Genomic DNA, 11,673 nt, shown 5'->3' on the forward strand with positions numbered 1-11,673 from the left:
AGGGGCGGTCAGGCGGCGAGGCGTCGGCAGGCGACGCAGTGGCGGGTGTACGGCAGGATCTCCAGCCGCTCCGCGGGGATCGGCCTGGCGCACCCCGCGCACGTCCCGTACGTGCCGTCGTCGATCCGGGCGAACGCCAGGTCGATCTCCTGGAGCACCTGCTCCATCGCAGTCCGCTGCGCGGTCAGCAGGTGGTCGTCGGCGTTCGGTTCCGCCTCGTCGAGGGCCCGCAACTGCGCCAGGCGCGCGGTACGGGCGTGTTCGAGGCGCTGCCGGGCGTGGTGCGGGTGGGGTTCGGCGCGGGTGGCATCGAGCGTCATGGTCGGTCCTCTTCTCTTCGCTTCTCTTCGTCCGTCGTCGCCGCACGCCGCGTCCCGGCGGACACGGCACGTGCGGCACTCCCTCCGGTGGCGGGGGAGGCGCCGTGTCTCCACCCTCGCCGGACCGGCCGCCCCGGCCCATCGGGCGCGGACCCCATTTGTGACGGGGCAGGGCACCCATGGGATGGCGCCCGCCCCGGAAATGGGGTCCGGACCCCATCGACGCCGTCCCCGGGCCGGGAGAGGCTGGCCACGAGCTCACACCCACGCACCACGGACACCGACCGCGCCCGCGGACGGCAGGGCGGCGCGCGGCCGACAGGGAGCCGTACCGACACCCGGGAAGAGGAGGCGCACAGCCGGTGTCCTTGTTCTGGCGGATCTTCGTGCTGAACGCCGTCGTGCTGGGCACGGCCACGGCGCTGCTGCTGTGGGCTCCCGTCACCGTGTCCGTGCCCGTGCTGCTCACCGAGGCGGTCATCCTGCTCGGCGGCCTGGCCGTCATGCTGGTCGCCAACGCCGTGCTGCTGCGCCTGGGCCTCGCCCCGCTCGACCGGCTCACCCGGCTGATGACCACGGTGGACCTGCTGCGCCCCGGCCAGCGGCTGCCCGCGTCCGGCGGCGGCGAGGTCGCCGAGCTGATCCGCACCTTCAACGCCATGCTGGAACGGCTGGAGCACGAGCGGGCCACCAGCAGCGCCCGCGCCCTGCTGGCCCAGGAGGCCGAACGCCGCCGTATCGCCCAGGAACTGCACGACGAGGTCGGCCAGACCATGACCGCGATCCTGCTGGGCCTCAAGCGCGCGGCGGACGAGGCACCCGAGGGCCTGCGCCACCAGCTGTGCGAGGTGCAGGAGATCACCCGGGAGAGCCTGGACGAGGTGCGCCACCTGGTGCGCCGGCTGCGGCCGGGGGTGCTGGACGACCTCGGCCTGGTCAGCGCGCTCACCTCGCTCACCGAGGACTTCGCCACCCACACCGGTCTGCGCGTCGTCCGCCGCTTCGCCACCGACCTGCCGGCCCTCGCCCCGGAGACGGAGCTGGTGCTCTACCGCGTCGCCCAGGAGTCGCTGACCAACGCGGCCCGCCACGCGGACGCCGAACGCGTCACCGTCGGCCTGCGCCACGACGACGGCAGCGTCGTCCTCACCGTCGTCGACGACGGCTGCGGCATCACCGTCCCGCGCGAGGGCGCCGGCATCCGCGGCATGCGCGAACGCGCCCTGCTCGCGGGCGGCCGCCTCGAAATCTCCGCCGCACCCCGGACCGGCACCCAGGTGCAGCTCACCGCACCCGCTCCCGGAAGGCAGCCCTGACCATGCACGACAGGCCCACGACCGCCCCGGCGCCGAGCACCGGCGCGACCAACCAGGCACCGCGCCCCGCCCCGAGCGACCCGGCCCCCCGCGCCCGGGCGCACGGCATCCGCATCCTGCTCGCCGACGACCACGCCCTGGTCCGCCGCGGCGTACGGCTCATCCTCGACCAGGAACCCGACCTCCAGGTGATCGCCGAGGCCGGTGACGGCGCCGAAGCCGTCGACCGGGCCCGCACCCACGACCTCGACCTGGCCGTCCTCGACATCGCCATGCCCCGCCTGACGGGACTCCAGGCGGCCCGCGAACTGGCGGCCGTCCGGCCCGGCCTGCGGATCCTGATGCTCACCATGCACGACAACGAGCAGTACTTCTTCCAGGCGCTGAAGGCCGGTGCCTGCGGGTACGTCCTGAAGTCCGTCGCCGACCGGGACCTGGTCGCCGCCTGCCGCGCCGCCATGCGCGACGAGCCGTTCCTGTACCCCGGCGCGGTCACCGCGCTGATCCGCACCTACCTGGACCGGACCCACCACGGTGAGGAGACCCCGGACCGGATCCTCACGCCCCGCGAGGAGGAGGTCCTCAAGCTGGTGGCCGAGGGGCACTCCTCCAAGGAGATCGCCGGGCTGCTGTTCATCAGCGTCAAGACCGTCCAGCGGCACCGCGCCAACCTGCTGCACAAGCTCGGCCTGCGGGACCGCCTGGAGCTCACCCGGTACGCGATCCGCGCCGGCCTGATCGAGCCCTGACCGACGCCGTGACCGGGACACGCACGGGGGTGCGGGTACGGGGGCTCCTGGCCACCGTCGTCTGGACGCTGCTCGCGACGCTCGGCGTCACCGCGCCGACCGCCCCGGCACCGGCGGCCGTCGCGGCCGGACCGTCGGCCGCCGTCTCCGTGCACCACCTTCACGCCGACGCGTACGACGACCACGACACCGCCCGCGCCGCCTCCGCGGCGACCCGCCACGCAGCACAGCGCGACCACCCCACCCCGCCGCGACCCGCCCCGGCCGCGGGCACCGCGGACCCGGCCGTCGCCCCACCCGGCCCGGCCAGGTGGACGTCACCGGGCGCCGAGCGCCCCGTCCCGCAGCGACCGCACCACGCCCGCGACCGCGGACGAGCACCCCCCGCCCGCTCCGGCACCTGACCTTCCCCGTCCACTCCTGCCTGCCGGAGATCCCGTTGCGCCCGTCTCACCCCTCTCAACGTTCGCGTGCCCGTTCCCGTCCCCGTCCCGCCCGGCTGAGGGCCCTGCTCGCCCTCGCCGTGCTCGCCGTCTCGCTGTACGTCGCCGTCGCCGTGCCCGTCCGTCTCGGGCTGGACCTGCGCGGTGGGACCCAGATCGTGCTGGAGACCCGGTCCACCGCCACCACCGACGCCGACCGCGAGGCCACCGACCGGACGCTGGAGGTGCTGCGCGGCCGCATCGACGCGCTCGGCGTCGCCGAACCCAGCCTCGTCCGCTCCGGGGAGCGGCGGATCATCGTCGAACTGCCCGGCGTGCAGGACCCGGAGCGGGCCGCCGACGTCCTGGGCCGCACCGCGCAGCTCACCTTCCACCCGGTGCTCGGCACCGCGCGGACCACCGCGGGGGGGACGCCCGTGGCCCGGGAGCGGGTCCTGCCCGACGCGTCCGGCACCGCACTGCGGCTCGGCCCCGCCGCGCTGACCGGTGAGCACGTCGAGGAGGCCGCCGCGCGCTTCGACCAGCAGGGCGGCGCTGGCTGGCACGTGACCGTCGACTTCGCGGGCGCCGGCCGGGCCGGCTGGGCCCGGCTGACCGGGGAGGCGGCCTGTCACCCGGCGGGTGCGCCCGCGCGGCGGGTGGCGATCGTCCTCGACGACAAGGTCATCTCCTCCCCGCAGGTCGACCCGTCCGTCGGCTGCGCGACCGGCATCCGGGACGGCGCCACCCGCATCACCGGCTCCTTCGGCGCGGCGGAGGCCCGCGAACTGTCCCTGCTGATCAACGGCGGCGCCCTGCCGGTGCCCGTGGAGACGGTGGAACAGCGCACGGTCGGACCGACCCTGGGCGCCGAGGCCATCACCGCGAGCGCCTGGGCGGCGGTCGTCGGCACGGCCCTGACCGCGGTGTTCATCATGGTCGTCTACCGGCTGATGGGCGTCCTCGCCACCGTCGCGCTGCTGTGCTACGGCCTCGTCTCCTACGCCGCCCTGGCGGCCCTCGGCGCCACCCTCACCCTCCCCGGACTGGCCGGGTTCGTCCTGGCGATCGGCATGGCCGTCGACGCCAACGTGCTGGTCTTCGAGCGGGCCCGGGAGGAGTACGCGGCCCGCCGGCGCCCCAGCACCCGCTCGGCCCTGTCAGCCGGGTTCCGCAACGCCTTCAGCGCGATCGCCGACTCCAACGTCACCACCCTGATCGCCGCCGGCCTGCTGTTCTTCCTCGCCTCCGGACCGGTGCGCGGGTTCGGCGTCACCCTCGGCATCGGCGTCCTGGCCTCCCTGTTCAGCGCGCTCGTCGTCACGCGGGTCCTCGCCGAGTACGCCGTGGGCCGCGCCCCGGTGCACCGTCGCCCCGGCCTGACCGGCATCGCGACCACGGGCGCCGTGCGCGAGCGCCTCACCCGCCGTGATCCCCGGCTGATGCGCCGGCCGCGCCGCTGGCTGGCCCTGTCCGCCACCGCACTGGTCCTCGCCGGGTCCGGGATCGCGCTGCGGGGCGTGCAGTTCGGGGTGGAGTTCACCGGCGGCCGGCTCCTGGAGTACGCCACCACCGCACCCGCCGACCCGGACCGGGTCCGGTCCGCCCTCGCCGACGCCGGGCTCCCGCGCGCCGTCGTACAGGCATCCGGCGACAGCGGCCTGACCGTGCGCACCGATCCGCTGACCCGGGACGAGGAGGCCGAGGTCACGCGCGTCGTGCACGACCTCGCCGGCGGGGCGGAGCAGGTGCGGGACGAGCTGATCGGCCCGAGCCTCGGCGCCGAGCTGCGCCGGGGCGCCCTGATCGCCCTCGCCGTGGCCCTGGGCGCCCAACTGGTGTACCTCGCGGCACGCTTCCGCTGGGTGCTGGGCAGCGCCGCGGTCGTCGCACTCGCCCACGACGCGGTGATCCTGGTCGGCGTGTTCGCCTGGCTGGGCAAGCCCGTCGACGGGGTGTTCCTGGCGGCCCTGCTCACCGTCATCGGCTACTCGGTCAACGACTCCGTCGTGCTGTTCGACCGGGTGCGGGAACTCGTGCGCAAGGCGCCCGAGGTGCCCCTGGCCGACACGGTGAACCGGGCGGTCCTGCAGACCCTCCCGCGCACCGTGAACACGGGCATGGGCGCCGCCTTCATCCTCACCGCGCTCGCCGTGCTCGGCGGGTCGTCGCTGGGGGACTTCGCGCTGGCGCTGCTGGTCGGCCTCGCCGTCGGCACGTACTCCTCGGTCCTGACGGCGGCGCCGGTGGCCCTGGAACTCGACCGGCGCACCCGCACCGGGGCCGTCCGGCGGCGCCGCTCCTGACCGGCCGCGTCAGTCCCCGGGTCCGGGGTCGGGGCGTACGGCCTCCTCGATCCCGGCCCGGGCCGCCTCCAGCTGCGCGGCGAAGGCCACGCCCAGGAACAGCGCGATGCTGGTGATGTTGGCCCACAGGAGCAGGGCGACGAACGCGGTGAGCGGACCGTACACGGCGCCGAACGCCGAGCTGCGGCCGACGTACAGGGCCAGCAGCAGCGTCGCCCCGACCCACAGCAGCAGGTGCACGGCGCTGCCGAACGCGAGCCAGGTGTAGCCGGGCTGCCGACGGCGCGGCGACCACCGGAAGATCACGGCCGAGGCCAGCCAGGCGAGGAGCAGCCCCACCGGGATCTCCAGGGCCCGCCACCAGCGGGGACCGGAGTCACCCGCGCCCGAGGTGGCCGCCACCGCGTCACCGACGGCGTCCCCGGCGACCAGCACCATGAAGCCGAGCACCATCGGCAGGCCCGCCGCGACCGCCAGGACCAGGGCGCGGGCGTACTTGCGCGGGAAGGGACGGTCGCGCTCGATGCCGTAGATGCGGTTCGCGCCCCGCTCGACCTGGCCCATCGCGGAGGCCAGGTTCAGCATCGCGAAGCCGAAGCCCAGCCAGAGCGCCAGGGTGCTCCAGACGCCGCCGTGGGCGCTGTCGCGGGTCTCGGCGAACGCGTCGTCCAGGACGTCGGCGCCGGCCCCGGGCACGACCGCGCCCAGGCTCCGCTCGATCACCCGCCCCACCCACTCGGTGTGCACGGACGTCGCGAGCCCGACGAGGGCCAGGGTGAACGGCACCAGGCCCAGCACGATCTGGAAGCCGAGGGCGCGGGCGTTGGTGAAGCCGTCCGCGTAGCGGAACCGGCTGAACGAGTCCACCAGCAGGCGCACCCCGCCGTAGTGCCGCAGGGCGGTCAGCGCCTCGTCGCCGGAGAGCTCCTCCCCGATCATGTCCCGGGTCTGCGGGACGTGGACCGCGGTTCCCATCGCCCTCGCGCTCCTTCCGTTCACGTCCCGCCCCACCACGGGCCCCTGCCCGACCGACTGCCCGCAAACGGCCCCTTCACCGCCGGGCGTTGAAGTTTTCGATCTTGGGCAGACGGGATGACGCACATGTCCGCGGCGCTCCCGGGAGGTACCACCACGATGACCCTGCCCGTCCGTCCCTCGGGACCGCAGCGCGAGCGGCGCTTCGACCTGCGCGTCACGACCGCCTTCTTCGTGCTGCTCGCGCTGCTCCTCGTGCTGGCCGCCACCGTCGCACGGGCCATGGCGAGCGCGTTCGAGCAGCGGCCCGCGTGGATCCTCGCGTTGGCCGGCGTGGGCGTCGCCGTCGCGGTGCGGTGGGCGCGCCGCCGGCGCACGCTCTCCGCGTCCCGGCTCGCGCGGCAGGCCACCGAGACGCTGGAGCAGGCGGCGCGCACGGCCGTGGACGCCCTGGACGCGCCGTCCCCGGCACCCGTGCTGGTGGGAGCGGGCGGCGGCGTCGTGGCGGAGCCGTGCCCGGTGGTGGAACCGGTGAGCGAGACGGCGCAGACGGAGGCGGAACCCTGCCCGGCCGAGGACCCCTACGAGTTCGAGGAGGAGATAGCCGCCCTGTGCACGCGCGACGGCTGCACGGGAGCCGAGGTCGTCGGCGGCGCCGGGGACCTCGGCGCCGACGTGGTGGCGTGGACGCCCGACGGACGCCGGCTCGTCATCCAGTGCAAGCGGTACTGCGACGGGAACAAGGTCGGCTCCCAGGACCTCCAGCGCTTCGGCGGCACCTGCTTCACCGTCCACGAGGCGGACCTGGCCGTCGTCGTCACGACCAGCGACTTCACCCAGCCCGCCCTCGAGTACGCGGAGCAGTGCGGCATCCTGTGCGTCGGCGAGGAGGACCTGCGCGGATGGATGGCGGGCACCGCGGCGGCCCCCTGGCAGGCGCACCCCGCCGCGGGCTGACCGGGGGACCGGCGCCGCTAGGGGGTGTCTTGTCGATCAGGCCCCGAAGGCGCGCTCCACCCGAACGGTCCACCCGTACCCGGCGACGACCACCCGGCTCGCCGCCCCGGCTCGCAGCCCGGCGCGCACGGACCGACGATGGGCCCACGATCCCCGTGCCCCCACGGGGCGGTCCCCGTGCCCCCACGGGGCGTCGACGAGCCCCACGGTCCCCCACAGCGAGGAAGCCCATGCCGTCCCACCGCTGGATCCGCTCGCGCGGCGCGCACCCGCGCCCGCTGACCCTCCTCGCCCTGGCCTGCTCCCTGCTGGCGACCGGCGCCCTCACCGGCTGCAGCGACGACAGCGGCGGCTCCTCCGCGTCCACGGGTACGGTCGCGCCCAGCGCCCGCGTCTCCGCCTCCTTCAGCGGCGAGCTGCCCTCCGCGATCGCCTCCTCGGCCGCGTCCAAGATCGCATCGGCGCGCGCGTCCGCCTCGGCGGCCGTCTCCTCGGTGTCGGCCCGCGCCTCGGAGTTCGAGGCGTCCGTGTCGGCCGAGTTCGAGCGCAGGTCCACGGCGGCGAAGAAGGCGCTCCAGGACGTCGAGGGCCAGGGGAACGCGATGTCCGAGGTCACCATGAGCGGTCTGGCGCGGGCGGACACCGGCGGTGTGCTCGCGGTCCTGGTCCGGATCACGAACAGGACGGACAGCAAGGCGTCGTACGCCGTGCGGATCGACTTCGAGGACGCGCAGCACAAGGTCGTGGAGACGCGCTACACCGGCGCGGAGGACCTCGCCCCGGGCAAGCGGGAGCAGCCGATCGTCTTCAGCCACGAGCCCGCCGAGCCCAAGCTGACCCCACGCCTGGCGCAGGCCCGGCGCTACTGACGGCCCCGGCCCGTCGCCGAAGGAACCCCCCTGGTGAGGGCCGTGGGGGCCTGTGGCAAGGTGTGCCGACGACCGGGAGGAACCTCTCGCCGGTCAGGCACGACCTCAGGAGCCTCACACGTGAACGCGAAGCGCCGCCGGCTGTTTCTGGCCGCCCTCGACCCCCTGCTGGAGCCCGGGGAGCGGGTGGAGGTGACGACCATCGTGGGCCTCAGCTCCGTCTCGGTGCGCAGGACGGCGGCGTTCGCGGCGGCCTCGGCCCTGCTGAGCGGGGGCGCCATGGCGGTGGTCCCCACGCCGACGCCCATGTACCTGGCCATGACCGACCGGCGCTTCTTCGTGTTCCGGGCCAATCCCCACTTCGCCCGCCCGGAGGAGCACCTGATGACGATCCCGCGGGCGGGACTCGTGCGCACGGCCATCAAGGAGCGCCTGCTCAACTCGTCGTTCGTGGTGTCATCCCCGTACGACCAGCAGGGCCTGAAGATCATCTTCCCGCTGATCAGCCGTCGTGAGCGCCACCTGATAGCGGCCGCCCTGCCCGTGGCCGCCTGACCTCGGGGGTCCGGTACGGACCGGCGTACAGCAGGTCCGTACCAGACTCTTGACACCCGTATTGCTCATCTCTTAAATCACGTAGTGAATTAACTCCTTCCGGCGAGGAACTCCCACCCGATCCCCACCTCCTGACGGGGCGACGGGCGCAGCGGTGTGCGCGGCGCACATGCATGTCATGAGCACGACATGCGGGCGCGGGTGTGCACGACCGCCGCGCCCCGTCCCGCCGTCAGGCACGAACCAGGGAGAGTCATGCATCCCCCACGCCTCCGCCGACGTCTGCTGACGTCGCTCGTCGCGCTCGCCGCCTTCGCCTCGCTGTCGTCCGGGCTCGCCCAGGGCGCGCCCCCGGCACGGGCCGACGACCCCGCACGCCTCGCCGCTCCGGCCGCGGCGGCCGCCGTCACCTTCGCCGACGAGTTCGACGGGCCGGCCGGCTCGGCCGTGGACGCCGGGAAGTGGCAGACGGAGACCGGCGACAACGTCAACAACCACGAGCGGCAGTACTACACCGCGGGCAACCGCAACGCCGCCCTCGACGGACAGGGCCACCTGGTCATCACCGCCCGCCGGGAGAACCCGGCCAACTACCAGTGCTGGTACGGCCGGTGCGAGTACACCTCGGCCCGCCTCAACACGGCCGGCCGGTTCACCACCACCTACGGGCACGTCGAGACCCGGATGAAGATCCCGCGGGGCCAGGGCATGTGGCCCGCGTTCTGGATGCTCGGCAACGACATCGGCACGGCCGGCTGGCCCGCCTCGGGCGAGATCGACGTGATGGAGAACGTCGGCTTCGAACCGTCCACGGTGCACGGCACGATCCACGGCCCCGGCTACTCGGGCTCCGGCGGCATCGGCGCCGGGTACAGCCTGCCCGGCGGCCAGGCGTTCGCCGACGCGTTCCACACCTTCGCCGTGGACTGGAGCCCCAACTCGATCTCCTGGTCCGTCGACGGCACCGTCTACCAGCGGCGCACCCCGGCCGACCTGGGCGGCCGCCAGTGGGTCTTCGACAAGCCGTTCTTCATCATCCTGAACCTCGCGGTCGGCGGCTACTGGCCCGGGGACCCCGACGGCAGCACCGCCTTCCCGCAGCAGCTCGTCGTCGACTACGTCCGCGTCAGCACCGACTCCGCGCAGCCCGGCACCGGCGGCCCGATCACGGGCGTCGGCGGCAAGTGCGTGGACGTGGCCGGGGCCAACCCGGCGAACGGCACCCCCGTGCAGCTCTACGACTGCAACGGCACCGCAGCCCAGCGGTGGACGGTCGGCGGCGACGGCACGATCCGCGCACTCGGCAAGTGCCTGGACGTGGCCTCCGGCGGCACGGCGGACGGCACCGCCGTACAACTGTGGGACTGCAACGGCACCCCCGCCCAGCAGTGGGCGACCCCGGCGGCCCGCGACATCGTCAACCCCCAGGCGAACAAGTGCCTGGACGCTGCGGGCGGCAGCTCCGCGAACGGCACCCGGCTGCAGATCTGGACGTGCACCGGCGCCGCCAACCAGAAGTGGACGGTGACCCGTTGACCCGGTGACCGGGTGATGCCCCGACGCCTACCCGGACGCCGGCCGGTAGGCGTCGATCCGGTAGGCGGCCTCGTCGTCGATGGCGTTCGTGTCCCAGTCGAGGGAGATGCGCAGGGGGCGTCCGTCGGCGGCGTACCGGGCCTCCGCCCGGTCCGCGTGCTCGGCGACGGCCCGGTCCAGGCGGTCCAACAGGGACCCGATCGTGGGCACTTGGGCGAAGACCTCCCGCGCCTGCCGCCGGCTGTCCTCGTCGACGCCGGTCACCTCCGTCACCCTGCCGTGCTCCACCCGCACCCGGAACTCCCCGGCGAGCACCTGGGACTCAGCCCGCAGCGTGTAGGAGTACGCGGCCGGTTCCCGCCAGGAGGTCTTCGTGCGGGCGGCTTCCGCGGTCGCGGTGGCCTGCGTCGACCCGCAGGCCGCACTCGCGGACGCGAGCACGAGCAGCAGTCCGGCGGCTGACACCTGGCGGGCGCGGGTACGGGAACGTCCGGCGGTCATGGGTGACCACTCCCCTCGGGTCGGTTACCGCTGTGACGCCGGGGGAGGGGGAAACGTTCAGGGCGTGCCGGCCCCGCCGGTCAGCGGGCGGCGTGCGCCGACGCCCCGGCCTGGGTGTACGCCTCGCGCGGGGTCAGCGCCCCGTGGCCGCCGGAGCAGACGACGGCCACCTCGGCCGGCTCGCCGCAGTCGCGGTGCAGCACGTCGAGGGGCGGTCCCTCGGGGTCCGCGGTGTACCGGTCGCCCCACTGCTTCAGGGCGATCATGGCGGGCCAAAGGTCCCAGCCCTTGCGGGTGAGCCGGTACTCGTGCCGGGTGCGGCTGCCCGGCTCGCGGTACGGGACGGTCCGCAGGATGCCGGCCGCGACGAGCTTGCGCAGCCGGTCCGCGAGGACCGCCTCGGACAGTCCCACGTGGCGGCGGAAGTCGTCGAAACGGCGCACGCCGTTCATCGCGTCCCGCAGCACCAGCATCGACCACTTCTCCCCGACGAGGTCGAGCGTGCGCTGCACCGTGCAGTTCTCGGTGCTGGTCTCCAGCCAGGTCATGGACCCCATCGTAGGCTGGCTTCGGCGTTGACAGCCAGAGGTGTCACTGGCTAGCTTCGGGAAGCGAAGTCAGTTGGCCCGGTTCCGGAGGAGACCCCATGGCGAGGTCGCGCACCATCGAGTGGGAGGACCCGCGGGTCTCCGCGGCCGCGGTCGGCCGGGGGAGCGGGCTGGACTTCCTGCGGGACGTCCTGGCCGGGCGCCTGCCCGCGCCGCCCATCAGCGCCACCCTCGGCTTCACCCTGGAAGAGGTCGAGGCGGGCCGCGCGGTGTTCGCGATGGAGCCGGGCGAGGAGCATTACAACCCGATCGGCAGCGTGCACGGTGGTGTCTACGCCACCCTGCTGGACTCCGCCGCGGGCTGCGCCGTGCAGTCCGTCCTCCCGGCGGGCACCGGCTACACCTCGCTCGACCTCACCCTGAAGTTCCTGCGCCCCATCACCGTCGACACCGGCAAGGTCCGCGCCGTCGGCACGGTGCTCCACCAGGGCCGCCGCACGGCTCTGGCCCAGGCGGAACTGTTCGACACCGCGGACCGCCTGCTCGCCCACGCGACCAGCAGCTGCATGCTCTTCCCCGTGCCGGCGGCCTAGGCCGTTTCCGCAAAGTCCCGTCGTCC

The 11,673-nt window shown here is 74.3% G+C and carries 13 protein-coding genes; 9 read left to right on the forward strand and 4 right to left on the reverse strand.

What is annotated here, in order from left to right; all coding sequences use genetic code 11:
- Positions 1–8 precede the first annotated feature (8 nt).
- Positions 9–320 (reverse strand): TraR/DksA family transcriptional regulator, encoded by a 312-nt coding sequence (locus AQJ30_RS03430; RefSeq protein WP_067228365.1) that lies wholly within the window; start codon positions 318–320, stop codon positions 9–11.
- A 362-nt stretch (positions 321–682) separates the two neighbouring features.
- On the opposite strand from AQJ30_RS03430, the gene AQJ30_RS03435 reads away from it, so the two are divergent.
- From AQJ30_RS03435 to secD, 4 genes are all read left to right on the forward strand, one after another.
- Complete coding sequence (locus AQJ30_RS03435; RefSeq protein ID WP_067228367.1) at positions 683–1,636, forward strand: sensor histidine kinase; 954 nt, start codon at positions 683–685, stop codon at positions 1,634–1,636.
- A gap of 2 nt (positions 1,637–1,638) precedes the next feature.
- Positions 1,639–2,385, forward strand: coding sequence for a response regulator (locus AQJ30_RS03440; protein WP_245726785.1), 747 nt, complete (start codon positions 1,639–1,641; stop codon positions 2,383–2,385).
- Between the two features lie 8 nt (positions 2,386–2,393).
- Positions 2,394–2,789 carry a hypothetical protein gene (locus AQJ30_RS03445; RefSeq protein ID WP_159052288.1) on the forward strand — a complete coding sequence of 132 codons (396 nt, stop codon included), beginning with the start codon at positions 2,394–2,396 and terminating at the stop codon, positions 2,787–2,789.
- A 119-nt stretch (positions 2,790–2,908) separates the two neighbouring features.
- Positions 2,909–5,113 carry a protein translocase subunit SecD gene (secD, locus tag AQJ30_RS03450; protein WP_425424120.1) on the forward strand — a complete coding sequence of 735 codons (2,205 nt, stop codon included), beginning with the start codon at positions 2,909–2,911 and terminating at the stop codon, positions 5,111–5,113.
- A gap of 9 nt (positions 5,114–5,122) precedes the next feature.
- Here the strand turns inward: secD and AQJ30_RS03455 are convergent, their stop codons facing one another.
- Entirely contained in the window at positions 5,123–6,088 is a 966-nt protein-coding gene (locus AQJ30_RS03455; RefSeq protein ID WP_067228370.1) for a YihY/virulence factor BrkB family protein, read from the reverse strand.
- A 159-nt stretch (positions 6,089–6,247) separates the two neighbouring features.
- Here AQJ30_RS03455 and AQJ30_RS03460 point away from each other — a divergent pair, with 159 nt between their 5' ends.
- From AQJ30_RS03460 to AQJ30_RS03475, 4 genes are all read left to right on the forward strand, one after another.
- Positions 6,248–7,045 carry a restriction endonuclease gene (locus AQJ30_RS03460; RefSeq protein WP_067228975.1) on the forward strand — a complete coding sequence of 266 codons (798 nt, stop codon included), beginning with the start codon at positions 6,248–6,250 and terminating at the stop codon, positions 7,043–7,045.
- Positions 7,046–7,275: 230 nt separating this feature from the next.
- The gene (locus AQJ30_RS03465; protein ID WP_067228372.1) at positions 7,276–7,914 is read left to right on the forward strand and encodes a hypothetical protein; all 639 of its coding nucleotides are present in this window, start codon (positions 7,276–7,278) and stop codon (positions 7,912–7,914) included.
- A gap of 120 nt (positions 7,915–8,034) precedes the next feature.
- Complete coding sequence (locus AQJ30_RS03470; protein ID WP_067228373.1) at positions 8,035–8,469, forward strand: hypothetical protein; 435 nt, start codon at positions 8,035–8,037, stop codon at positions 8,467–8,469.
- 255 nt (positions 8,470–8,724) lie between these two features.
- The gene (locus AQJ30_RS03475) at positions 8,725–10,005 is read left to right on the forward strand and encodes a glycoside hydrolase family 16 protein (RefSeq protein WP_067228375.1); all 1,281 of its coding nucleotides are present in this window, start codon (positions 8,725–8,727) and stop codon (positions 10,003–10,005) included.
- Positions 10,006–10,032: 27 nt separating this feature from the next.
- On the opposite strand, the gene AQJ30_RS03480 is transcribed toward AQJ30_RS03475, so the two are convergent.
- Complete coding sequence (locus tag AQJ30_RS03480; RefSeq protein ID WP_067228377.1) at positions 10,033–10,506, reverse strand: DUF6174 domain-containing protein; 474 nt, start codon at positions 10,504–10,506, stop codon at positions 10,033–10,035.
- 80 nt (positions 10,507–10,586) lie between these two features.
- Complete coding sequence (locus AQJ30_RS03485) at positions 10,587–11,054, reverse strand: winged helix-turn-helix transcriptional regulator (protein WP_067228978.1); 468 nt, start codon at positions 11,052–11,054, stop codon at positions 10,587–10,589.
- A 98-nt stretch (positions 11,055–11,152) separates the two neighbouring features.
- Here AQJ30_RS03485 and AQJ30_RS03490 point away from each other — a divergent pair, with 98 nt between their 5' ends.
- Positions 11,153–11,647 (forward strand): PaaI family thioesterase, encoded by a 495-nt coding sequence (locus AQJ30_RS03490; protein WP_067228379.1) that lies wholly within the window; start codon positions 11,153–11,155, stop codon positions 11,645–11,647.
- The last annotated feature ends 26 nt before the right edge of the window (positions 11,648–11,673 follow it).

The sequence above is a fragment of the Streptomyces longwoodensis genome (assembly GCF_001514125.1).
GTDB classification, from domain to species: domain Bacteria; phylum Actinomycetota; class Actinomycetes; order Streptomycetales; family Streptomycetaceae; genus Streptomyces; species Streptomyces longwoodensis.

Coding starts and splice junctions, on each gene's coding strand:
- AQJ30_RS03430 (WP_067228365.1), bottom strand. CDS start 320: ATGACGCTCGATGCCACCCGCGCCGAACCCCACCCGCACCACGCCCGG.
- AQJ30_RS03440 (WP_245726785.1), top strand. CDS start 1,639: ATGCACGACAGGCCCACGACCGCCCCGGCGCCGAGCACCGGCGCGACC.
- AQJ30_RS03455 (WP_067228370.1), bottom strand. CDS start 6,088: ATGGGAACCGCGGTCCACGTCCCGCAGACCCGGGACATGATCGGGGAG.
- AQJ30_RS03460 (WP_067228975.1), top strand. CDS start 6,248: ATGACCCTGCCCGTCCGTCCCTCGGGACCGCAGCGCGAGCGGCGCTTC.
- AQJ30_RS03465 (WP_067228372.1), top strand. CDS start 7,276: ATGCCGTCCCACCGCTGGATCCGCTCGCGCGGCGCGCACCCGCGCCCG.
- AQJ30_RS03475 (WP_067228375.1), top strand. CDS start 8,725: ATGCATCCCCCACGCCTCCGCCGACGTCTGCTGACGTCGCTCGTCGCG.
- AQJ30_RS03480 (WP_067228377.1), bottom strand. CDS start 10,506: ATGACCGCCGGACGTTCCCGTACCCGCGCCCGCCAGGTGTCAGCCGCC.
- AQJ30_RS03485 (WP_067228978.1), bottom strand. CDS start 11,054: ATGACCTGGCTGGAGACCAGCACCGAGAACTGCACGGTGCAGCGCACG.
- AQJ30_RS03490 (WP_067228379.1), top strand. CDS start 11,153: ATGGCGAGGTCGCGCACCATCGAGTGGGAGGACCCGCGGGTCTCCGCG.